Source organism: Proteus sp. fly-1013 (assembly GCF_040140245.1).
In the GTDB taxonomy this organism is placed as follows: domain Bacteria; phylum Pseudomonadota; class Gammaproteobacteria; order Enterobacterales; family Enterobacteriaceae; genus Proteus; species Proteus mirabilis_B.
Map to the genome: position 1 here is coordinate 260,673 of NZ_JBEEWD010000004.1, position 22,684 is coordinate 283,356.

The window sequence follows — 22,684 nt, forward strand, 5'->3', positions numbered from 1 at the left end:
ATATTCATTGGAAAAATAGTAAATAGATAGGCTTATGATAAAGTCACCTCCATTTAAAAAATCATTTTTGCAGCCTAAATATTGGCTGACTTGGTTCGGGATCGGATTACTTTATATTCTGGTTCTCCTTCCTTATCCTGTCATTTATTGGCTAGGGACACGCCTAGGTCGCTTTTCGAAAGTTTTTTTAAAGAAACGCGTCCAAATAGCGGAACGTAATCTTGAGCTCTGTTTTCCACAGATGCCAAAAAGTGAGCGAGAAGCCTTAGTTAATAAAAATTTTGAATCCGTTGGTATGGGATTATTCGAAACGGGCATGGCATGGTTTTGGCCTGAATGGCGCGTCAAACGTTGGTTTAAAGTCAGCGGACTTGAAAATATCTCAATGGTTCAAGAAAAAGGACAAGGCATTTTGCTTATTGGTATCCATTTTCTGACTCTTGAACTTGGTGCTCGAATTTTTGGTATCTATAACCCTGGAGTCGGTGTTTATCGCCCTAACGATAATCCTGTTATGGACTGGCTACAAACATGGGGTCGATTACGTTCTAATAAATTTATGATCGACAGAAAAGATGTCAAAGGCATGATCCGCGGTTTAAAAACAGGTGAAATTATTTGGTATGCACCTGATCATGATTATGGCCCTCGTAAAAGTGTTTTTGTGCCTTTATTTGCGGTTGATAAAGCGGCAACAACAACGGGAACTTATATTCTGGCAAGAACCAGCAAACCTGCACTCATTCCATTTACCCCAAAGCGCTTACCTGAAGGCAAGGGTTATGAGTTAATTATCTCTCCTCCTGTTGCTGATTTTCCTGTTGATAATGAGGAAAATACCGCTAGAGCGATGAATAAAGTGGTTGAACAAGAGATTTTACGCGCACCAGACCAATATATGTGGTTGCATCGTCGCTTTAAAACTCGCCCAGAAGGTGACGCTTCTTTATATAACGAAATAAAGAAAGTACACTAATCACAAAGTGGCTGTTCTATTCCAAAACAGCCACTTTGTAATATTACGATATACTGAAATAACAATAATAAAATCAATAACAGCACAAGCTGTAAACTCCTGCAAAAACACATTATAAGAGCAAGACCTATCGCACTTATTCTGTATCATGGCTATATTCTTATTCATCATAAAATAAGAAAACCGACTCGTTGTTGCCACGCTCAACATCGCTACGGTTATTTTCAGCCTATTCTCTTGGTTTGCTCTCTCGTTCTCGGCTAAAGGAGTAACATGGATCTCAAGCCCCGAAATAATTCTTGGAAACGTAATCTCTATATTGTCTGGTTTGGCTGTTTTCTAACCGGCGCTGGTTTTAGTCTGATCATGCCTTTTCTTCCTCTCTATGTAGAAGAACTGGGTATAACCGACCACGAAGAGCTTAATCTTTGGACGGGGGTTGCATTTAGTATTACCTTCCTTTTTTCTGCTATCGCAGCGCCTTTTTGGGGAAAATTATCAGATAGAAAAGGTCGAAAATTAATGCTGTTGCGTTCAGCCCTTGGTATGGCGATCGTGATGGTATTAATTGGATTTGCACAAAATATATGGCAATTACTGGTATTACGTGCCTTGCTAGGTGTATTAGGTGGCTTTGTTCCGAATGCAAATGCGTTAATTGCCACTCAAGTCCCCGTTAAAAAAAGCGGCTGGGCATTAGGTACACTTTCAACAGGTGCAGTGAGTGGTGCGTTAATAGGCCCTCTAATTGGCGGTATGCTTGCCGATCTCTATGGTTTACGTCCTGTCTTCTTTATTACTTCAGCCGTTTTATTTATTTGCTTTTTAGTCACCCTCTTTTTCGTCAGTGAGAACTTTACGCCTGTTTCTAAAAAAGATGCACTAACCACAAAACAGGTCTTTTCATCGCTTAAGAACAAAAGACTCGTGGTATGCCTGTTTTTCACCACAATGATCATTCAAGTGGCAACGGGCTCTGTTACGCCTATTTTGACGCTTTATATCCGAGAATTAACAGGATCAGTCAACAATCTTGCCTTTATCAGTGGTGTTATCGCCTCTGTACCCGGTATCGCTGCACTTATTAGCGCCCCTCGTTTTGGTAAATTAGGTGACCGAATTGGCCCTGATAAAGTCCTTATCTTTACCCTAGGGCTCTCTATTTTTATGTTAATTCCAATGGCGCTGGTCAGTAGTTATTGGGAGCTTGGTGCACTACGTTTTTTACTTGGTGCAGTCAATGCCGCTATGTTACCTGCAGTGCAAACACTTATCCTCTATAACATTACGCCTGCGATTGCAGGTCGAATTTTCAGCTATAACCAAGCACTAAGAGATGTTGGAAATGTTACAGGACCGTTAATGGGCGCTTTTGTTGCTGCAAGCTATGGATTTAGAGCTGTTTTTTATTTCACCGCAGCCGTTGTCTTTTTTAATCTAATTTACTCTTGGTTAAGCTTTAGAAGACCACAAGAAAAGTAGTCAAAAAATCTACAAATAAGATCAGTTAATAGTTTTTTTTCTTCAAAAAATTACACTTTTACATTTAAATACCCAATTGTTACTTTTTTTATTCTGTTTTTTGTAATTTATTGTTTATTAAGAATATTCTCACCCCCTATTTGTTAAGACCTCTAAAATTTTCTTGTCCTCTTTTTTCAAAAAATTGCAAGGTTAACTATTGCAAAATGAGATTTTTATCGACTTTTGCACCAAAAAATGGTTTATAAAGTATTAAATATACTTTTAGTCGCTGAATTCTGACAAAAGTATGTTAAAAATATATTAATTAAATGCAGTGGATATTGATAACAGAATGAAATAATTTTGTTTCACCACTTGCTGCTATTTTGTTCTTTTTACTTGCAAACGACCTGTAGAGGTTTTTTTTGGGAATTTAAGATGCAATCTACTCACTCAAAATCTAGCCGAACTTTCTTTGGCCACCCATATCCATTAAGCTCCCTTTTCTTCACCGAAATGTGGGAACGCTTTTCTTTCTATGGTATTCGCCCATTATTAATCCTATTTATGGCGGCAACCGTTTATGAGGGTGGCATGGAAATCCCCAGAGAGCAGGCATCTGCTATTGTGGGTATTTTCGCAGGCGGTGTTTACTTAACATCACTGCCAGGAGGTTGGCTCGCTGATAACTGGTTAGGTCAACGCCTAGCTGTATGGTATGGCTCTATCTTTATCGCTTTAGGGCACCTATCCATCGCACTTTCTGCGTTTTGGTCACAAGACCTGTTCTTTATCGGTTTATTACTGATTGTATTGGGTACGGGGCTATTTAAAACCTGCGTAACTGTGATGGTAGGAACCTTATATAAAAGGGATGATACTCGCCGTGATGGTGGATTCTCCTTATTTTATATGGGTATCAATATGGGCTCATTTATTGCACCACTCATCACGGGTTTCTTAGTACGTGATTATGGCTGGCATTGGGGCTTTGGTATTGGTGGGATTGGTATGCTTGTTGCATTGCTGATTTTCCGTTTCTATGCAGTACCTACCATGCGTCGCTTTGATAGCGAAGTCGGTTTAGATTCAAGTTGGGATCGCCCAACTGTTGTTCGTCGTAATGTCGGTCAATGGATCTTAGCGTTATCTGTTGTTCTTATGGCAATTGTTGGTCTTATTATTTCTGGCGTTATTCCTTTTAACCCAGTTGTTGTGGCCAACTTTATGGTCTATGTAATTTCCGGTAGTGTTATTGCCTATTTTATCTATTTATTCCTATTTGCTGGATTAAGTAGTAGTGACCGCTCTCGCTTATTTGTTTGTTTCCTCTTATTGGTTTCAGCAGCCCTTTTCTGGTCTGCATTCGAACAAAAGCCGACATCATTTAACTTATTTGCTAACGACTATACTGACTTAAACTTTATGGGATTTGAGATCCCTGCAGTTTGGTTCCAATCTGTGAACGCCCTGTTTATTATTATTCTTGCGCCAGTATTTAGCTGGTTATGGCCAATGATGGCACGTAAGAATATGAATTTAAGCAGCATGAGTAAGTTTGTAATTGGTATTTTATTTGCAGCGGGTGGCTTTACCGTCATGATGTTTGCATCTGAAAGCGTTATTGCAACAGGACAAGGTGTTTCACCGCTTTGGCTAATTGGCAGTATCTTATTACTGACATTAGGTGAATTATGCTTAAGCCCAATTGGGCTTGCCACAATGACTATTTTAGCGCCTGCTAAAATGCGTGGTCAGGTTATGGGATTATGGTTCTGTGCAAGCGCATTAGGTAATTTGGCAGCAGGTCTAATGGGTGGAAATATCCGTCCAGACAAACTCGATGTCATGCCTGATTTCTTCTCTCATGTTTCTATCGCTCTGGTTATTTGTGCTGTTGTTCTTGCTGCACTGATTATTCCAGTTCGTAAGCTTTTACAAAGCGCAGATAACAAAGAGAAAGCACAAGCTTAATTTAATACGTTAATTATTAAAGCCATGTCTAATTACTTAGGCATGGCTTTTGCTTTTATATCCTACAATTTAAACGCTGTTTTTAAGTATTGCGCCCAATATTTAAAACACTTAATCTCATTACCTTCTATTTATTGATAGTTTATTACTAAGGTAATGCGATGACTGTTCTTCCTATTTATTATGTTAATGCTTTTTCCTCTATGCCTTTTTCAGGAAACCCCGCAGCTGTCGTTTTGTTAGAAGAATGGTTGCCTGATGACACCTTAATTACACTTGCTAGTGAGATTAATTTACCTGAAACCGCTTTTTTAGTTGGCGACCATATTCGTTGGTTTACACCTAAAATTGAAGTTCCTCTTTGTGGGCACGCAACATTAGCCACTGCTTTTGTACTAAAAACTATAAAACAGTCCCCTTATGATCGCTTTAAATTCCAGTCTCTTTCAGGTGAGCTAACGGTTTCTAGCCAAGATTCTCTCTTTACACTTAATTTCCCAGCGATACCTGCGACATTAAATAACGACATAAAGTCAATCCTTGAAGAAAAATTAGCATTACAAATCGATGAAGTTTGGCAAGCACGTGATCGCTATGTTTGCTTTTTATCTGATCCAGAAACAGTCACTAACTACCAACCTGATTTCACTCAAATTGCACAGTTGCCTTTACCCGGCGTTATTATCACAGCTAAAGGTCACGCTCCTTTTGATTTTATTTCTCGCTTCTTCGCCCCCGTAAAAGGCGTGAATGAAGATCCTGTTACAGGTACATCACATTGTGTATTAGCGCCAATTTGGGCTAATAAACTCAATAAAACACAGTTACAAGCAAGACAAGTTTCAAAACGCGGTGGAAATATTGACTGTGTGCTAAAAGATAATCGCGTTTTACTGACAGGAGATGCTGCACTCTTTTTAACTGGCGAAATAACCTTTTAATTACAGACGGCATAATCAGTCATTCATCTACTTTGCTTTCAATTTACTCTATTTTATACTGTGGGGAATTTCTCCCTACAGTATTAAAGAAGAAGGCTTTATTGTTATGTCCATCTCTGACTTATCTCCTGAACTACAAGATAAAATTAAAAATTCAGTCACCCGTGTTTCTAAAGTCATATTTCCTACCACCACCAATCACCACTCAACACTCTTTGGCGGCACAGCATTAGCTTGGATGGACGAAGTTTCATTTATCACCGCCACTCGCTTTAGCCGTAAACGTCTAGTAACAGTTTCAACTGAGAAAATAAATTTTAATCACCCTATTCCATCAGGTACGATTATTGAATTGGTGGGTGAAGTTATTCGTGTTGGACGTACAAGTTTAACGGTAAATGTTTCTATTTTTCTTGAAGATATGTACGCAGAAGGCCGTGAAGAAGTGATCCATGGTCAGTTTAATTTTGTTGCGGTTGATAGTGACGGAAAACCAACGCCATTATTCGATAAATAGTATTTATAGAGAGATTTGTCATACTTTTTATCTCTCTTAGTTAAAAACAACATTATTTTATTATGTTCTTTATTATTTTGAATAATAACAAAGTATTAAGATCATTAATTTAAATGGATATTTTTCAATCAATATAAAATATTCAATAAAATCAATGAATAATAAGATTACTAACATGTAAGACAAGAGTTATCCACAGTTAATGTGGATAACTGAATAAGTCCAAAAATCAGAGAACACAGATTTTTGTTACTGCAAATTCAATCTGACAAATGGTCAATTTCCTTCCCGCCGTTGCACTTTCAGCAATAACAATATCCGTTAATTGTGAATACTGTCGCCCTACTTCAAGCGCTAATTCAATGGTGGGTTCAATCAGTAAGATCACCCCAATCTTTTCAAGTTCAACAGGAAAGTCTGCAAGTGATCTAAATTGCACCACTTGTTTTATCTTATTTTTAGCAATTTCTTGTGCTTTTTCTGTTGCGACTTGATTAACTCTTGCTTGTTTTTCAAAATCACCACCACCTGAATGAAGATAAATCATATTTTACTCACATAGAAAACAAAGGCTGTTACCTTTATTATTCAAATCAAAGGCATAAAAGCCAGCAGAATGATAAAAAAGCAACAACCTTATCTCTACTTTTTATCCTATTAAACACAATACAAAAGTGCTTTACCAACCATAAGAAACACCGCCGCCAACAACACCGCGATCTTCTGTATTCCATGAAGCAGAAACACGAATAATGGCGCTTTCTGTTATTTGATACTGAGCGCCCGTTGCAAATGCATTAGCATCGCGATAATTACCCACTCCGACACCTAAACTAAATGTGTGATTAGTCACGTAAGGAATATTAGCCATCGCTGCGACAGAAGCAATCCCAGCACTTGCTCTTTTATCTGCTTTATCGATTTTATTATCCATATTCTTAAGTGCAATATCATTATCAATAAAGATATTCTTAAACTTATTATTGGTATATTCATTTGCAATAGAGATAGAATCATGTTTTGATTTTTCAATATATTCCTTCAACGACTCATCTCTCTCATTAATTATCGTGTTGGTCATATTTATATACTCATTCCCTTTTTGAGTAATATACTTCTCACGCTCCTTTATTATTTTTTCATTATTTTTGCCAATAAGCCCTTCCATACCCGATGCTATTTTACTAATCTCAATATCGGTATAACTATTGGCATTTTTTTCTGATGCGTTAACCTTTCGCTCTGTTGAAAAAATAACTTCATCTTTAATATTATTAACATGTTCAACTATTTTCTTATCATGTTCATTCACTTTAAAGTCAGTGTATTCTTTACCTTTATTTTCAACTTCAATAAATTGATTATTTGTGTATTCTTTGATCTGTTTTTCAGACTTATTGATCCTATCATTTGTGTTTTTCTCTATTACTTCCTTAATATTATTTATTTTATTATCAGTATAATTTTCCGCACCTTTTTTTATTTCATCTGTCTTTTTATTTGTATAATTTTCAGCCTCTGTTTTTACATCAGATAACTTACCTTCATTATAAAGATACATTTCATTTTTAACTTCATTGATATAATTAACAGTATTAGCCTGATGCTCATTGATTTTACTATCAGTATATTGGTTTGATTTTTTTTCTGCATTTTCTGCGAATGTTTTTGCCTTCAACTCACTCTCTTTTAAGACTGCTTCATTTGCCTTTGTGATATCTCTTTGTATTACCTTATTATTTTCATTTATCTGTTGAGTTGTTGTTTCAATAACCGTATTTTTTTCTTGCTCAATTTTATTATAAATAGTGGCATTATTGTCATTAATACGCTTATCCGCCTCAATAAGAATATTATCTTTTTCTTTTCTTAATTGAGAAACATTGACGGCATCTGTATTTTCAGTACCTTCTGCAACATTAATAATTTGCCGCTGGTTTTTATCACTACCGATTGATAATGTATTATTACGATTATTACTGCTATTATCACCTAATATAATCGCATTACTTGCTGATCCTGAAGACTTACTACCAATAATCACTGAATTATCTGCATTATCAGAAAGGCGACTACCACTACCTAAAATAACACCATTCTCAGCATTATTGATTGTCCCTTTCCCTATACTAATTGAATCCTTACTTTCACTATAAGCCTGAGAACCAATAGAAAGAGAACCCTCACCAATTGCCATTGCGCCACTTCCCAATGACATCGCATTATCACCAATTGCTGTACTTTTATGACCTATTGCGGTTGCATTTTCACCCTCAGCCCCTGCATTAGCACCTATCGCAGTTGATTGATCAGAATGCGCCCACGTATTATATCCAACTGCCGTAGATTCATTACCATCGGCTTTACTATTCCCACCCAATAAGGTTGTATTATTTGCATAAGATAAAGGTGATGATAATAATGAAATCACTAATAACTTCACCTTGAAATCTTTATTTTTAATCATTTCCACATCACTCCATAATTAATAAAGTCATATATAGAATAATATGTATTTTATTTTTTACACATTATATATCTTATAAAATAAACTAATAATAAATTGAAACTCTATTAATTAAAGATAATAACATCGTCACACAATTAACTTTATTATAAATAAACACCGTGCTTTAATTTATATTTAAATAACAATCAATAACTAAAGGAAAACAGTTAAAAAAATAAAAATAAAACTCAAGCTTGAAAAATAAAATTATTGATTATCTATAAAAATAAAATATTTCCACTTTTGAGATAATGATCAAATAAAAGATAGTGCTACTCTATAAATATGAATACTATTTTTTAAATATATTAAAAGAAACACTAAGTAAAACCCCTAAGCTTATTACCACTTAGGGGGCAGTATTATTCAATAAATTGTGCTTCTGCAATTAATAATTTATCAATTGATGATTGGCATAAAAGAGGTCTGAGTGCTTCAAATTTCTTTTCTGACCATTGGTAAATCTTTAAAGATAAAAGTTGCTCAATAACTTTAGGCTCAAAACGATATTTAAGGTGTTGCGCAGGTGTTCCGCCCACAATGCTATAAGGTTCAACATTTTTGGAAACAACACTATTAGCAGCAACAATAGCGCCTTCACCAATCGTCACACCAGGCATTATCATTGCACGCATTCCTATCCATGCACCATCATGAATATGGGTATCACCTTTACCAATATAGGCTTCCTCAATCTTGTCCATAAAAGGATAAAGTGAAAACCAATCCATACGGTGAGTATGGTTGCCGCCCATTAATATCACCGCTTGCGCACCAATACAGACATAATCGCCAATATATAACTTATCAATTTCCCACAATGGTTCCCATTGCAGGCTAACCTCGTCACCATATAGATAACGGACAACTGAAGTTTCAAAACCATCATCCCAACAATCACTGTAATAACTGTGTTGCCCTTTGATGATAATATTTTTATTTTTAACTGTTTCGTGCAGATATTCTACACGCGACCAATGTTTATTTTTCATAATATGACTCGCTATAAATTAATGAGTCATCAAAGAATGCTTAATTCTCTGATGATGTGTTCGCATTCAAAACACATCGTCTTAAGCAATCCTTGGTTGAAGTAATAAGGGATTTTTTTTCATCTTGTTTACGACCAACTTTTCCAACGCAATACACTTATGCTTGCAGTTTATCTGCACCATGATAAAGACTATCAAAGAAAAAGCCACGGATAACCTTAATTACAATCAGCGATTACCCGTGGCTTAATAACATTATTTAAAAAAATCTTTGCTACCATGAGGCGCACAACGTAAATATTGAGGTGCTACTTTTATGGTTTGTTTGAGTTTTTCCGCCGCATGCCAAGGCCAGCGAGGATCATAAAGAATACCTCTGCCTAAAGCGATAAAATCAGCCTGCTCTGTAAGTAAAATGGCTTCTGCTTGTTCTGGCTCGGTAATAAGGCCAACTGTAATAACTGGCAGTTGTGTTTCATTATAAATTGCTTGAGCAAATGGTACTTGGTAATTAGGGCCTAGTTTAATTTCTTGCTTTTCTGATAACCCACCAGAAGAAACATGAATATAATGGCAACCTAACTCTTCAAGATGCTGAGTTAAGGCAATCGTACTTTCTAAGTCCCAACCACCTTCAACCCAATCTGTTGCGGAAATTCTGATACCAACACAGACATTATCAGAAACTGCATTTTTCACTGCAACAAAGACATCCACTAATAACCGACTACGATTATTAAAATCACCACCGTATTGATCCGTTCTGTGATTAGATAATGGAGATAAGAATTCGTGCAATAAATATCCATGAGCACCGTGGATCTCAATAACGTCAAATCCTGCTGACTCAGCCCTTTTAGCAGCATCAACAAAAGCTTGTTTTATCTCTTCAATTTCATCAACAGTCAGCGCATGAGGTTGATGATTCTTTCCAAAAGGTATTTCTGAAGGTGCGACTTTTTGCCATCCATTAGGAGAATCTGGCGCTAATGAGGCTCCACCATTCCAAGGCAAATCAGTCGATGCCTTACGTCCGGCATGTGCAATCTGTATACCGATTTTTGCAGATGAATACTGCTTAACATTATCAACCAGTTTTTTTAGTTCATTACCATGTTGGTCAGACCAAATACCTAAATCTTTATAGCTAATACGACCTCTAGGCTCAACCGCCGTTGCTTCAACAATCACTAACGAAGCACCAGATAGTGCTAGCTGTCCGTAATGCATAGTGTGCCATGCGGTTGGGTAACCCTCTTGTGCTGAATATTGACACATAGGTGCAACAATAATACGGTTATCTAACTGATGGGGGCCTAATTTTTTAGGGGAGAACAACAAGCTCATTTAAAGCCTCCTGCTATCAATAAGAATTTATGCAAAGAAAATGTCTTCGCTTTTCGATATACCATTTAAATATACAAGTTTAAGGCTATCGGATCTTATTCATTTAGGCGATGTTTTACTTCACATTGTGAAAAACAAAGAGATCAGCATCAATTACTGATCTCTTTGTTAATTAATCATTAGATTTGGCAGGTTTCACCAATAATAGTGAAAAACGTCTTGCGATTGGCAAGACAAATAAAACCGTAGGAAAAGCAATCATCCAAGAGATCCCCCAAGAAGTTAACCATGGGGAAATAACATGCATTCCCATTCCTAGCGATTTGGCGGTACTAATAAAAGCAACAATACCCGACATAATAAAAGAGAGGAAAAAGGGAACAAGAAAAATCATTGCTCGAGTAGGAAGTTTAGGAATACCTAAAAAGTAATTTTTGTCCTGAAAAGACATAGATAAAGACTCCAATAATACGATTGTACAACAGCACATAACTGCCAATACAACAGGCTAAAAAAAGTTATATGCGTTGATTAACGTAAACGCTTACGAGTCTTTTTGACCAAACTGAGAGCTAGTTTATTAATAAATATTTCTTTGTCAACTAAATTATTCTCATTATCATTTAGGCGATAATTGATAACATTAAGATGAGCGAAAATGAGAAAACACAATAGGGTTTTCTCACCTTTTTTCTACCAATCTCGAGTTGCAATTAATTCTTCTATATCAGCATCTTCAAAGCCATATTCATCAGCGATAACGCCAAAATCTTCAGCAATACACTCTCTTGCTACTGTTTCGATTTCGCTATCTTCTTTATAAAACTCTTCAGCTAGCTCATTAAATTGGTCTGTTGTTTCTTGCGTGAGAATATAAAGTTCTGCCAAATTTTTAGGCGAAGTTGCTTCTATTTTTAAACAAAGTGCTTTTAATAACTCTTGCCCTTTCTTCACAAGATGTGTTGGATAATAATTATCATTGTCCATTTCTTTTAAAAAATAATGCTCTGCTAGTACTTTATTTTTAATCATTACGAACATCCTTATCTAAGTATTTATCTTAAGGTCATTAAAGTGTACTTATTATCTTAATTACGGAAAAGTATATTACGTTTCTTAATTAAATGTCTCGCTTTTATTTCTCCGAATTTATAGAATTCTCGCCAGCAAACGGAAAATAGGCAATTAATTAAAATGGCTAAAAAAATACGATTTATATTTCTTTTTTTGACTATTGTACTGCTCTCTTTTTTGACTATTAATAAATTTTTAACAAGCTCACCTTTAGCGACCTGGCACTTTTATAGCAATAATGGTGAATATATTACAGGTCATTACTACCCACCAGCAAAAGATGATGCGACGGATGCGGTGATCTCCATCCCAGAAAAACCAGTTAAAGAAGGTTTAACAATAACCCATTGGGATACCTGCAGTATTGAACTGAATGCTGATAATAAAACACTTTATATTTCTTATTTTACTAATGGCCTTATTCAAGCTTCTTTATCAACAAAAAACACATCTTATGTTGCATTAACTGAGCTATATTTTTATCAGCCTGATGATATGCATTGGTCAATTAATCGATTAGAGGATGGGACATACAAAGGTTGGATTTGGGATAATGTTGCAAATCAGCTTATTCCTGTTCGTTATCAGGAAGATAAAACAACAATTATTGACGGTACAAAATATACTTTAATGCCAGAAAGCTATTGGCTATTTCAACGTTGGGCTAATGGCGTTTTAGTGGAAGAGTACACATTAGATGATTTACCTGCGAAAGATGGCTTTATTCCTGATATAGATAAACAACGACTGACTCAAGCAAAAGCCGAGCTTCAAACTACCGCGAATGAATTGGTGAAACCATTAAATTTACCATTTAATTTAATGTTGTGGGATAACTCACTTTGCAAGTGATAATAATATGTGAAATGCTCCCAGAGGGTTGGGAGCATTTCTGACACAGAATGATTTAATTTATACTAAATAACACCATCTAATTTCATGTAAATTCCTTTTATTGAAAATTTAATTCCTTTCAAGTCGTTAACTTTTACTGCAAGAGTATAGATGAATAGAGTAAATAATTTAAATCTGATAAAAATGTTGCACAACAGGGATATACTAAAACAATTATTTATTTTCAATAAAAGAATAAGACATCAATTTAATAGTTATATTATTCAATAAAATCAACATTCTATATTTATATTATTTTAAATATAAAACCTTATTTATTAAATATTGTTTTTTAATAGGTTTCACTTTTAAATCTAAAAAATCTTAAATAAAGTATTTAAGTTACCTTAGCATAATAGCATGTGATATTCTTCATTCACATTAGGATATCTACATTAATTCTATCTAAAATAGATCTTTAAAATTAACATTAAATGCCTTCACGTGATAAAAATGAAATAAATAGTATGCTTATCTCAATCTGATCCTAAAAATTCTAGTCATTTATTTTTAGTAAAACATATTAAATAAAAATTTATCTTACATTAAGAGTTCATTAATCAAACCTTGCTTTACATTTTATTATATTGCTCAATTTTTATTTGGCTCTTATACTTTCTTAAGACGATTTTAGGTAGGTATTATTATGAATATTTTATTAGTTGAAGACGACTTACAACTTGGTAAAGCGCTTTGTCGCGGGCTTGAAATTGCAGGTTTTCAACCATGTTGGGTCAGATTACTTGCGGATGCTCGTGTTCAATTAAGCCAGCGCCCTTTTGATTTAATGCTATTAGATTTAGGTCTACCTGATGGTGACGGGCAAGACGAACTGATCGCACTTAGAAAAAGTGGTGAGAAAATTCCAATTATCATTTTAACTGCCCGCACACAAATTGATAATTTAGTACAAACTTTAGATTCAGGTGCAGATGATTTTTTACCAAAGCCTTTTGCTATGCCTGAACTTATTTCTCGCGTAAAAGCAGTTAGCCGTAGAATGGCTGGTTTTTCTTCACAAATATGGTCTATTGGCGATTTACAACTTAATCCAGCAAACCATCAAGTCACGTTAAATGACGAATTACTTTTATTATCAGGTAAAGAATACCAACTCTTATATGAATTAATGCGTAATACTGACAATGTGGTGCGTAAATCAGAGCTGGAACAGCGTTTATTTGGTTTAGACGATAAAATTGAAAGTAATTCTCTTGAAGTACATATGCATAATTTACGGAGAAAAATAGGCAAAGAGCGCATTATCACGGTTCGTGGCGTGGGTTATTTATTAAAAAAAGAAGCTAATTAAATGAAGATCCGCTCCTTCTTTATTTACACCATTGTCCTTCAGATTATCTCCATAGTTATGCTTTGGGGCGTTTGGTTAGCTTGGATACAATTTGATTATCTTGCTGATTTCGAAAAAATTTATAATAAACAGCAAGAAATTATTGCTGAGGGTTTTGCTAATACCTTAGAAATTGTTGCTGATCAGCCAGAAGTTCTTAAAGAAGTTGCTCATAACTTACAAGGTATGTATATCGATGCCATGCTTAATGGTGAAGATGATGAATTACAATATCTGCCGTGGTTTATTGCCTTAGATGCAAATAACACCCTGATTTATACTAACCGCCCTGAGTTACCAATTCCTACAAGAGTGCTTTCATTAGCCTCAGAAAGAGTATCTGTGGCAGGTGAAAAATGGATACTCTCTTTTAGTTGGGGTGAGAAACATAAAATAAAAGTCTTTATTGGTGAGTCGGTTGAAGATAGGGGCCATGTTATTGGTAACCCTGTTGAAGGCACCTTTGTTCCTTTCCTATTTATTCTTGCGACTGTTATTTTTGCAATCTTAATTACTGCTTATTTTAGTTTACGACCACTAAGACAAGCTGCAGAGCTTATCTCTAATCGTAAACCTCGTAATTTAACGCCGATTAATGTGGGCCAGCAATTTAAAGAAATTCGCCCTATCTTTAAAGAATTAAACCAATTAATGGCAAGAATTGATGCTGCTAATATTCGTGAAAAACAATTTATGGCAGATGCAGCCCATGAATTAAGAACACCAATAGCTGCTGTTATCGCTCAATTACACCTACTCTCTTTAGTCGATGCTCAACAAGAGCGTGAAGAAATTATTGATGATATGAAACAATCTCTTGATAGAGCTGCGGCTCTTTCTCATCAATTAATTGATTTGGCACGATTAGAATGTGACGATTTTCCATTAAAAATAGAATCTCTTGATATTTATAACGTTATTGGAAATGCAATAGCGCAACGTGTTCCTTATGCTATTACTAAAAATATTGAGCTATCACTTAATGAAGGTCACTCTTTAACGCTTAAAACCGATAAACAAGCTTTGCTCTCTATATTTAATAATCTGCTTGATAATGCAATTAAATATTGCCCTAAAGGTAGTCAAGTAGAGGTGACTATTGAAAATAGGTATGCTGAAGGGATCCATGTTATCGTGCGTGACAATGGCCCTGGTGTCGCAAAAGAACATATCAATGCTCTATTTTCACGTTTTTACCGTGTTCCTGGCTCTAATGAAACTGGCAGCGGATTAGGTCTATCTATTGCACAAAATCTTGCTAATAAAATTCAAGCATCGTTAATTGTTACTGAAGGACTAAATAATAAAGGGATTGGTTTTATTATTGTTCTGCCTTTAGAGGTTAAATCAACAGACAGCGATTAAGAGTTAGATAACCGATATTCCATAATAAAGGAGGTAATTATACCTCCTTTTTATTTTGCTTTGGTAAGGCTCTAAACCCGTGTTATCCCCAAAGATTAATTAACCAACGTAAACCAGCTGTCACTATTGCGGCACTAAGCACAATTATAATAAAAGGTTTTTTCTGCCAAGTAAGTATGCCCGCCACACCAACCCCAATAATTTTTGAGATATCAGCAAGTTGGTCACCATCAAAAAATGTCGATGTCATCGCCACTGAAAACAGAATAACAATCGCCGATAATGAGAGGATCTCTTTTACTCTCTCTGACACACCCGCTTTATTGTTGAGTAATATGCCGGAAAGACGCATGGCGTATGTACCAACAGCAAGAATAATAATTCCTGTAATAATAGATGCCGTGGACATTATATTTTCCTTATCACAAACAATACGCCTAATAACGATAATAAGACGGGGAGCCCAACAGGGAGGAATAATGTGGTTGCGAGTGCAATAATGCTCCCTGTTATTGCTGCATGGCGTGTTAGTTTATTTTTTAATGCGGGTAAACTTAATGCGAGAATGATGGCTGGAAACATCGCATCTAGCCCTAACATCTTTATATCTACAATAAATGACCCTAAATAAACCCCAAGCATGGTTCCTAAAGGCCAAACAAATAGAATACCCAACCCACAAGCCCAAAACGCTAATTTATTTTGTTCAGCAGTACGTTGAGATAAACCAAATACAACACTTTCATCATTTAATATATGAAAACCTAATAATGATTTAAGTCCTTTTCCCGGTAAATCCTTTACTGCCATACTAAAGGGAATATGTCGTGCATTGACCATTAATCCAGCAAGAGCAGCATATATTGCACTTCCTCCCATCGCCACAACGCCAATAAAAAGAAATTCAGAAGCGCCCGCTAAAACAAAAATGGATAACACCAATGGCACCCAAAAATCAAAACCTTGGGTATGCGCTAAAGCACCATAAGAGATACCGACGATACCATCGGCTAATGAAACAAGCACAATATCTCTAAGTACGTTATTATCAAGACGACTGTTAATTTGCATAGAATATAGTATTTTTTATCGAACCATTCGTTCATTATGTTGAACGATTTATTTTTTTGCAAGATGATTTTTGAAGGAAGCTATGATGTCATCGCCTTGTGCGCCTATTGAAATTATTTCTCAAGCACTAGCTAGAGAAAGAAAAAAAGCGGGTCTTTCACTTGCTGAAATAGCAAGACGAGCAGGTGTTGCAAAATCAACATTATCTCAATTAGAAGCAGGACAAGGAAATCCAAGTATTGAAACACTTTGGGCAATTTGTGTTGCGTTAAACATCCCTTTTTCTCAACTTATTTCAGCGCCACAGCCTGAAGTGAAGGTAATACGTAAAGGTGATGGCTTTAAAATTAGCGCAGAAAAAGCCTATTACCATGCTTTTTTACTTTCTTCCTGCCCAGTGGGTGCAAAACGCGATATATACACGGTGATTGCACAGCCGGGAAAAGATAGAGTTTCAGATCCCCACAGCAAGAATGTCACTGAACATATTATTATTATCAGTGGTAGTGCAATGGTGGGCACTTTAGATGATCAGCAAGAATTACAACCCGGTGATTATATTTGCTATCCCGGTGATGTCACTCATGTATTACGCGCTTTAGAACCTGACACAACTGCCGTCATGATTATTGAACATCAGAATTAAGATAGTAAAACAAATTAATGTAGTGAAACGAATTTATATAGTAAAACGATGAATTTACCGCACTGCTATACTGCAATAAAAATCTGAAACGCAGTGCGGTAATTTTATAAAGAATATCTGCTTATTCAATTACTTCTTAAGTGCTTTATCAAGATAGATCTCTCGTAGCCGTTGAGATAAATGCCCAACTTCTCCCTGATTTATATCTTCATTATCGATTGAAACAACCGGCCAAATTAATGTGGTTGCTGAACTAATAAAAGCTTCTTTTGCTTTTTTCGCTTCATCAAGCGTAAATAGACGTTCTGTTATTTTAAGCCCTTCTTCTTGCGCTAATTGAATAATCGCTTGGCGCGTAATACCGGGTAAAATATTCTGACTCAGTGGTCGTGTAATAATTTCATTATCGTGATTAACAATAAAGAAATTACTTGAACTCCCTTCTGTTATATAGCCATCTTTAATTAAAATAGCATCATCAGCACCTTGTTGATGTGCATGGTGTTTTGCTAAACATGCTGCTAATAATGCCACTGTTTTAATATCACAACGTTGCCAGCGAATATCTTCAACACTCACTACCGAAATACCTTTTTTTGCATTAGGATGGTTAATAACTGTGGAGTGCTGAACAAAAGCAACTATTGTCGAAGGAACAGATGAAGCCGGAAAATCAAAAAAACGAGAGGAATCAGTACCTCGTGTTATTTGTAAATAAATAAGCCCTTCATGAAGGTTATTCTTTTCGATAAGTTGATGATGAACATCAATTAGCTGCTCTTTGGTAATAGGAAGCGATAGAGCTAATTCTTTGCATGAACGCTGCAATCGTTGAAAATGTCCATTAAAATCAATGAGCTGACCATCGATAACAGCAGTAACTTCATAAACGGCATCTGCAAATAAAAAACCACGGTCAAAAACAGATATTTTAGCCTGCTCTTTAGGTACAAAGTGACTGTCTAAATACACGATATCAGGCATTTTACCTCCGTTATAAATTTTATTAACAATTTATCTTAATCCACTACCTTACTCTTTCAGTTTTCTATTTTAAAGACGATCTTCCACATTCCTACCTCTTTTTAATTATAGTTTTATGTAATTAAGTCATGTTATATAAGCAGAAATTGCTATAATTTAACTTATGTACCAAATATAAGGATAAGAGGTGGCTATGTTAGATATTAATAAAAACAATTTATCTCAGCTAACAGAGAAACTGGTTAAAAAACAATGTACTTTAATGACTGTTATTGCCACATTAGGTTTCATTGCTGGTTTTATCTGTATTATTAATCCACTTTCTTCTGGCATTGTTATCAGTGTATTACTTGGTGTTGTATTTTTTGCCTGTGCGATATCCAGCTTTATTGGTGGTTTTAATGCTCAAGTCTCTTCTGGTTGGTCAATGTTGATCACGTTATTAACGGGTTTTATTTATCTTCTGCTTGGCTACATCTTTGTCACCGACCCACTAAAAGGTATGCTTAGCCTCGCCTTTTTTATCGGTTTTTTATTTATTTTTGCAGGGATACTGCGCCTAAATATAGGTTTTAAACAGATCAAAGAGAATTTTTATGGTTGGTTTAATATCTTGATTGGATTTTTAGATTTAGTGATTGCCTATTTCTTGCTTGCTTTTGGCCCTGAAGCCTCAGTGGCATTAGTGATGGCATTGATTGGTATACAACTTATTTTAAGTTCTATCACAATATTATCGATAACCAGTGCAATAAAAAGAATGACCCATTAATTGACTATTCAGTAATAATTATCTTATCGATTTTATATAGACTAAGAGCCACATAAGTGGCTCTTAATTTATGAAATACGAAACAGTAATATTAAGCACAAGGTAAGCGCAGAGACACCGTATACATATTTTCCCCACAAAGGTAACAATTACCTGTATTTTCAAAGACCATCACTTGAATACCTAATTGTCCGACTTCAATATTTGGCAACGCATCTGCCAAAATACTTTCTAAAGCTGGCTCAAGTAATTCGACCATATTAACAGGATCATTATTTGCCGTTGTATCATGCAAGAAATTCCCTAAACGAGGATCATCAGCATAGATTTCCAGTGTAGAACGATACACTAACGTTCTTTCGCTACTATTTACTTTAGAATAGCCATTAAAGATGATAACCATTTTCTGGATATTCATTTTGGCAACGCGGTTCTTAATCTGTAAGCAGAGTGAAGGCACAAGCCTGATATTTACAGAGTTAAAATAGCGATCACAAATTTGTGGAATAGTGACACTTATACAAGGCTTTGGTGCAATATTTTTAATTTGCTTACTACACTCCCCCGTTAAAGAGTTATCGACAATAATACGCTCGCGACGAGAGAAACAAATATTGTCAAAAATATCAACCGTAAAGAAAGAGATGTAATGAATACCATTAGTTAGCGTTTGATTTTCCAGCCTTACCGAAACCGCTGATTTATCAGTACAAGGCAACATTTTTAATTGGTCATTAAAATAAAAACCAACCTGTGTGCTTTCACTAATATCACGTCCCAAGATTAGGTTTGCATTCACACAATAATTTTCGCTGTGATAGCTTAAAATACCATTTAGCGTTGCTGGAACTTTTGGCGATGGTAATTTTTCGGTTGTCATTTCAACATAATAATCTCTTGATTTAAGAGATTTAGTTGGATCTTCGCTATTTTCAGATTCGGCATAAAAAATAGCAATTTGTTTAGGTTCACTCTTTTTAAATTTCACTTTAAAGTTCGCGATACCATATTTATTGGTTTTCCCAACATTAATTTTTTCACCATCAGCGTTATAAACTTCTGGCTCAACCCCTAAGGTACTATTATCAGCATTGTAGACGAGTCTTACCTCTTTATTTGAAACGTCTTCTCCTTCTTTATCCTGTAAGTGCACAACAAAACCTTTAGACACACTTTCCCATTTACTCGGCCATTGCATAGATTCCGAACGAATTGTCAGTAAGTCATCAAACTTTTCACAGTTAGTCGCAGTGCAATCAGTATTAGGATTAGGCTTGGGAGGCGTAACTCGAATTTGAATTGGCGTTGCGTAATACACAATACTTTCATCATCTTCATCTTTTAATATCAATTGCAACGACGCCACACCATTACGATTTCCCGTTAAAGAGATCTCTGTTTTACTATTATCCACTATCGTAATGTAGACATCTTTATTATTAGGTAAAACTAAAATCCCTTTAGGGCTTGTACGCCATTCGGCTAAACGCAGATTAATCCCCGTTACAATAACCTCATATTTGATAACTCTATTTATTTTGACTTCGTTATCAACTTCATCTGGAGATAATTTGATCTGATTAAATTCAATCTTCACATCAGCATCAATAACAACTTGTGATTGTCCATTATAAACAGGAGGCTGAAAGGCCAGTGTGTCCTTCTCACCTTGTATAATTTTTTGCAGGCGTTCTTCTTTCGTTTCGATATTCATTGAGTGATTTCCTTTCTTTTTCCGATTCCATTTTTAGCTTAAAGCAAAAAATTTGAGTGAAAATCACAATAGAAAAAAGTCAACTAAGTATTGTTGTTAGATAGAGAAAATAAATACTTAATAAACAATATGATAAAAAATAAACCTAATGGAGCTCTCGCTAATTTATCGCTAAAAAACGCCCTTAATATAAAAAATAATTTAAATTTTAAAATATTTTTGTATAAAGCTATTGACTGTTATGAAAATGTGATTAAAATCAATCTCAGAAAATATTTGTGACGTGAATCACATTTTATTAATAGGATACTTAATATGAAATCAATGACTTCTTTTATTACTCACCTGCATCAAGTTGTTGTACAATTATCATCAACTCGTTTACTGTAATTATTTGATTTAAAAATAAAATACAGTACAAAGCCAGAAATAGCACCCTCATCGCACAAAAGACTATTTCTGGCTTTTATTCCTCTCTTTATGCTTATCTGTCATCTCATTTACTCTCGCATTTTTCGTAACAAAAAATTCACCTTCTTGAACTAAGCTCTTATTTCTGTACTCTTAATATGTAGCCCACATTAACTATGAGGATATTTTATGCAGCAGCAACTGCTTACATGGATACGTCAATTCAATGAGGAGTATGCCCAAGTCGCTTCTCTCCTACTCGTTTTAGCCATTATTTTTCTTGTCGCAATCATTCTTCATTTTATTTTGCACAAGTTAGTCTTACCTAGAATTTCTAAAGCAATAAGTCAATATGATCAGAAATGGCAACTCTCTTTAGAAATAAATAAACTATTTAGTCGTTTTGCTTTTTTAATCCAAGGCGTTGTTGTTAATATCCAAGCGCTGGTGTGGATGGGATCAGGTAAAACACAAGAAATTCTCACCACCAGCGCCCAAGCGTGGTGTTTAATTTTCGGCTTATTGATGCTTTTCTCTATTATGGATCTCTGTATGCAGATCATGAGAAATTCATCCTCATTGGGTCGATTACCCTTAAAAGGTATTTTTCAAAGCTTAAAACTCGCCGCCTCTGTACTGATTGGGATAATGATTATTTCCCTACTTATTGGCAAATCACCACTTATTTTACTCAGTGGTTTAGGTGCCATGACGGCTGTATTAATGTTGGTATTTAAAGATCCTATTATGGGATTAGTCGCCGGTATTCAACTATCAGCAAACAATATGATAAGCCTTGGTGATTGGCTAGAAATGCCTAAATATGGCGCTGATGGTGCTGTCATTGATATTAGTTTAACAACCGTTAAAGTGCGTAATTGGGATAATACTGTCACCACTATTCCAACTTATTCTCTGATTTCAGATTCCTTTAAAAATTGGCAAGCAATGACAAAATCAGGAGGACGTCGTATTAAACGAAGTCTTGCTCTTGATATTAATAGCATCCACTTTTTAGATAAAAAACAACTTGATGATCTAGAAAAAGCTCACTTATTAGCGCCTTATATCAAAAATAAGGAAAGCGAAATTAATCAATTCAATGCAACTTTGGGCAATGAATGTCAAACGCCATTAAACCAACGTGGCATGACCAATATTGGAACCTTCCGTGCGTATGTTGAAGCCTATTTAAAAAACCATCCTAACGTTCATAAGCAAATGACGATTATGGTAAGACAATTAGCGCCTACCTCGGATGGGCTTCCCATTGAAATTTATGCTTTTACTAACACCACTGTTTGGGTTCAATACGAGGCTATTCAATCAGATATATTTGATCATATCTTTGCTATTTTGCCTCAATTTGGCTTAAGAGTTCACCAATCTCCAACTGGAAATGATGTACGAGCACTCAGATTTCCTGCCGAAAATAATCCGCAATAAATCATTTTGTATTAAGTAAAAAAGGAGAATTATTCTTCTTTTTTACTTTTCTTATTAACAAATATTTTTAATCTCTTATTTTGTTATCATGTTAACAATCTTGTTTTTCTATATATTAATAAAAATCGTTATGTTATTTTTTATATATCGATTGATTGTTGATTCCTATTTATTTGATGTTTTATTTACCACTAAAGTGGTATTAATCAGAAATTGTAACTATTTGTTTAATAATT

General features: G+C 35.2%; 21 protein-coding genes. 11 read left to right on the forward strand and 10 right to left on the reverse strand.

Translation table 11 applies throughout. The features are described from left to right. The first annotated feature begins 34 nt into the window (after positions 1 to 34). The 5 genes from ABN236_RS09935 (at position 35) to ABN236_RS09955 (ending at position 5,872) form a co-directional block, all read left to right on the forward strand. Positions 35 to 976, forward strand: coding sequence for a Kdo(2)-lipid IV(A) acyltransferase (locus ABN236_RS09935; protein WP_088495196.1), 942 nt, complete (start codon positions 35 to 37; stop codon positions 974 to 976). A 273-nt stretch (positions 977 to 1,249) separates the two neighbouring features. Beyond that, positions 1,250 to 2,458, forward strand: a complete 1,209-nt coding sequence (gene mdtG, locus ABN236_RS09940) for a multidrug efflux MFS transporter MdtG (RefSeq protein WP_161711396.1) — start codon at positions 1,250 to 1,252, stop codon at positions 2,456 to 2,458. Between the two features lie 420 nt (positions 2,459 to 2,878). Then, positions 2,879 to 4,414 (forward strand): peptide MFS transporter, encoded by a 1,536-nt coding sequence (locus tag ABN236_RS09945; protein ID WP_088495194.1) that lies wholly within the window; start codon positions 2,879 to 2,881, stop codon positions 4,412 to 4,414. A 161-nt stretch (positions 4,415 to 4,575) separates the two neighbouring features. Then, positions 4,576 to 5,355, forward strand: a complete 780-nt coding sequence (locus ABN236_RS09950; protein ID WP_349473903.1) for a PhzF family phenazine biosynthesis protein — start codon at positions 4,576 to 4,578, stop codon at positions 5,353 to 5,355. Between the two features lie 106 nt (positions 5,356 to 5,461). Then, on the forward strand, positions 5,462 to 5,872 hold the full coding sequence (locus tag ABN236_RS09955; protein ID WP_088495192.1) for an acyl-CoA thioesterase: 411 nt from the start codon (positions 5,462 to 5,464) through the stop codon (positions 5,870 to 5,872). A gap of 229 nt (positions 5,873 to 6,101) precedes the next feature. Here ABN236_RS09955 and ABN236_RS09960 read toward each other — a convergent pair whose 3' ends face one another. From ABN236_RS09960 to ABN236_RS09985, 6 genes are all read right to left on the reverse strand, one after another. Then, complete coding sequence (locus ABN236_RS09960; RefSeq protein ID WP_156733666.1) at positions 6,102 to 6,419, reverse strand: hypothetical protein; 318 nt, start codon at positions 6,417 to 6,419, stop codon at positions 6,102 to 6,104. 132 nt (positions 6,420 to 6,551) lie between these two features. After that, positions 6,552 to 8,339, reverse strand: a complete 1,788-nt coding sequence (locus ABN236_RS09965) for a YadA-like family protein (RefSeq protein WP_349473904.1) — start codon at positions 8,337 to 8,339, stop codon at positions 6,552 to 6,554. Between the two features lie 404 nt (positions 8,340 to 8,743). Continuing rightward, positions 8,744 to 9,373 carry a CatB-related O-acetyltransferase gene (locus tag ABN236_RS09970; protein ID WP_088495190.1) on the reverse strand — a complete coding sequence of 210 codons (630 nt, stop codon included), beginning with the start codon at positions 9,371 to 9,373 and terminating at the stop codon, positions 8,744 to 8,746. Positions 9,374 to 9,628: 255 nt separating this feature from the next. Next, complete coding sequence (locus ABN236_RS09975; protein ID WP_088495189.1) at positions 9,629 to 10,720, reverse strand: NADH:flavin oxidoreductase/NADH oxidase; 1,092 nt, start codon at positions 10,718 to 10,720, stop codon at positions 9,629 to 9,631. A gap of 172 nt (positions 10,721 to 10,892) precedes the next feature. After that, positions 10,893 to 11,171 carry a DUF2798 domain-containing protein gene (locus ABN236_RS09980; protein WP_156733669.1) on the reverse strand — a complete coding sequence of 93 codons (279 nt, stop codon included), beginning with the start codon at positions 11,169 to 11,171 and terminating at the stop codon, positions 10,893 to 10,895. A 242-nt stretch (positions 11,172 to 11,413) separates the two neighbouring features. Next, positions 11,414 to 11,752: a DUF5713 family protein gene (locus ABN236_RS09985; RefSeq protein WP_109401805.1), complete on the reverse strand. Its 339-nt coding sequence runs from the start codon at positions 11,750 to 11,752 to the stop codon at positions 11,414 to 11,416. 162 nt (positions 11,753 to 11,914) lie between these two features. Here ABN236_RS09985 and ABN236_RS09990 point away from each other — a divergent pair, with 162 nt between their 5' ends. The 3 genes from ABN236_RS09990 (at position 11,915) to ABN236_RS10000 (ending at position 15,404) form a co-directional block, all read left to right on the forward strand. Next, positions 11,915 to 12,646, forward strand: coding sequence for a hypothetical protein (locus ABN236_RS09990; protein ID WP_349473905.1), 732 nt, complete (start codon positions 11,915 to 11,917; stop codon positions 12,644 to 12,646). 688 nt (positions 12,647 to 13,334) lie between these two features. Next, entirely contained in the window at positions 13,335 to 14,000 is a 666-nt protein-coding gene (locus ABN236_RS09995) for a response regulator (RefSeq protein ID WP_088495185.1), read from the forward strand. Next, positions 14,001 to 15,404 (forward strand): ATP-binding protein, encoded by a 1,404-nt coding sequence (locus ABN236_RS10000; RefSeq protein WP_088495184.1) that lies wholly within the window; start codon positions 14,001 to 14,003, stop codon positions 15,402 to 15,404. A gap of 82 nt (positions 15,405 to 15,486) precedes the next feature. Here ABN236_RS10000 and ABN236_RS10005 read toward each other — a convergent pair whose 3' ends face one another. Beyond that, positions 15,487 to 15,816 carry an AzlD domain-containing protein gene (locus tag ABN236_RS10005; protein WP_088495183.1) on the reverse strand — a complete coding sequence of 110 codons (330 nt, stop codon included), beginning with the start codon at positions 15,814 to 15,816 and terminating at the stop codon, positions 15,487 to 15,489. Continuing rightward, positions 15,813 to 16,475 (reverse strand): AzlC family ABC transporter permease, encoded by a 663-nt coding sequence (locus ABN236_RS10010; protein WP_349473906.1) that lies wholly within the window; start codon positions 16,473 to 16,475, stop codon positions 15,813 to 15,815. Before ABN236_RS10010 ends, ABN236_RS10005 begins: the two co-directional genes overlap by 4 nt. Positions 16,476 to 16,560: 85 nt before the next feature. Between ABN236_RS10010 and ABN236_RS10015 the strand changes: the two genes are divergently transcribed. Beyond that, positions 16,561 to 17,121: a helix-turn-helix domain-containing protein gene (locus ABN236_RS10015; RefSeq protein ID WP_088495181.1), complete on the forward strand. Its 561-nt coding sequence runs from the start codon at positions 16,561 to 16,563 to the stop codon at positions 17,119 to 17,121. A 129-nt stretch (positions 17,122 to 17,250) separates the two neighbouring features. Here ABN236_RS10015 and ABN236_RS10020 read toward each other — a convergent pair whose 3' ends face one another. Next, positions 17,251 to 18,105, reverse strand: coding sequence for a D-amino-acid transaminase (locus ABN236_RS10020; protein WP_088495180.1), 855 nt, complete (start codon positions 18,103 to 18,105; stop codon positions 17,251 to 17,253). A 193-nt stretch (positions 18,106 to 18,298) separates the two neighbouring features. Here ABN236_RS10020 and ABN236_RS10025 point away from each other — a divergent pair, with 193 nt between their 5' ends. Next, entirely contained in the window at positions 18,299 to 18,877 is a 579-nt protein-coding gene (locus tag ABN236_RS10025; protein ID WP_156733679.1) for an HdeD family acid-resistance protein, read from the forward strand. Positions 18,878 to 18,968: 91 nt separating this feature from the next. On the opposite strand, the gene ABN236_RS10030 is transcribed toward ABN236_RS10025, so the two are convergent. Further along, a complete protein-coding gene (locus ABN236_RS10030) occupies positions 18,969 to 20,591 on the reverse strand; it encodes a hypothetical protein (RefSeq protein ID WP_349473907.1) in 1,623 nt (540 codons plus the stop codon). A gap of 600 nt (positions 20,592 to 21,191) precedes the next feature. Between ABN236_RS10030 and ABN236_RS10035 the strand changes: the two genes are divergently transcribed. Beyond that, complete coding sequence (locus ABN236_RS10035; RefSeq protein ID WP_088495177.1) at positions 21,192 to 22,448, forward strand: mechanosensitive ion channel family protein; 1,257 nt, start codon at positions 21,192 to 21,194, stop codon at positions 22,446 to 22,448. Positions 22,449 to 22,684: the final 236 nt, after the last annotated feature.

Excerpts from the sequence above, each read along its gene's own strand:
- ABN236_RS10010 (WP_349473906.1), bottom strand. The coding sequence starts at position 16,475 with ATGCAAATTAACAGTCGTCTTGATAATAACGTACTTAGAGATATTGTG.
- ABN236_RS09965 (WP_349473904.1), bottom strand. The coding sequence starts at position 8,339 with ATGATTAAAAATAAAGATTTCAAGGTGAAGTTATTAGTGATTTCATTA.
- ABN236_RS10035 (WP_088495177.1), top strand. The coding sequence starts at position 21,192 with ATGCAGCAGCAACTGCTTACATGGATACGTCAATTCAATGAGGAGTAT.
- ABN236_RS10020 (WP_088495180.1), bottom strand. The coding sequence starts at position 18,105 with ATGCCTGATATCGTGTATTTAGACAGTCACTTTGTACCTAAAGAGCAG.
- ABN236_RS09985 (WP_109401805.1), bottom strand. The coding sequence starts at position 11,752 with ATGATTAAAAATAAAGTACTAGCAGAGCATTATTTTTTAAAAGAAATG.
- ABN236_RS09990 (WP_349473905.1), top strand. The coding sequence starts at position 11,915 with ATGGCTAAAAAAATACGATTTATATTTCTTTTTTTGACTATTGTACTG.
- ABN236_RS10025 (WP_156733679.1), top strand. The coding sequence starts at position 18,299 with ATGTTAGATATTAATAAAAACAATTTATCTCAGCTAACAGAGAAACTG.
- ABN236_RS09980 (WP_156733669.1), bottom strand. The coding sequence starts at position 11,171 with ATGTCTTTTCAGGACAAAAATTACTTTTTAGGTATTCCTAAACTTCCT.
- ABN236_RS09945 (WP_088495194.1), top strand. The coding sequence starts at position 2,879 with ATGCAATCTACTCACTCAAAATCTAGCCGAACTTTCTTTGGCCACCCA.
- ABN236_RS09960 (WP_156733666.1), bottom strand. The coding sequence starts at position 6,419 with ATGATTTATCTTCATTCAGGTGGTGGTGATTTTGAAAAACAAGCAAGA.
- ABN236_RS09975 (WP_088495189.1), bottom strand. The coding sequence starts at position 10,720 with ATGAGCTTGTTGTTCTCCCCTAAAAAATTAGGCCCCCATCAGTTAGAT.
- ABN236_RS10015 (WP_088495181.1), top strand. The coding sequence starts at position 16,561 with ATGTCATCGCCTTGTGCGCCTATTGAAATTATTTCTCAAGCACTAGCT.
- ABN236_RS09935 (WP_088495196.1), top strand. The coding sequence starts at position 35 with ATGATAAAGTCACCTCCATTTAAAAAATCATTTTTGCAGCCTAAATAT.
- ABN236_RS09950 (WP_349473903.1), top strand. The coding sequence starts at position 4,576 with ATGACTGTTCTTCCTATTTATTATGTTAATGCTTTTTCCTCTATGCCT.
- ABN236_RS09970 (WP_088495190.1), bottom strand. The coding sequence starts at position 9,373 with ATGAAAAATAAACATTGGTCGCGTGTAGAATATCTGCACGAAACAGTT.
- ABN236_RS10030 (WP_349473907.1), bottom strand. The coding sequence starts at position 20,591 with ATGAATATCGAAACGAAAGAAGAACGCCTGCAAAAAATTATACAAGGT.
- ABN236_RS09955 (WP_088495192.1), top strand. The coding sequence starts at position 5,462 with ATGTCCATCTCTGACTTATCTCCTGAACTACAAGATAAAATTAAAAAT.
- ABN236_RS10000 (WP_088495184.1), top strand. The coding sequence starts at position 14,001 with ATGAAGATCCGCTCCTTCTTTATTTACACCATTGTCCTTCAGATTATC.
- mdtG (WP_161711396.1), top strand. The coding sequence starts at position 1,250 with ATGGATCTCAAGCCCCGAAATAATTCTTGGAAACGTAATCTCTATATT.
- ABN236_RS09995 (WP_088495185.1), top strand. The coding sequence starts at position 13,335 with ATGAATATTTTATTAGTTGAAGACGACTTACAACTTGGTAAAGCGCTT.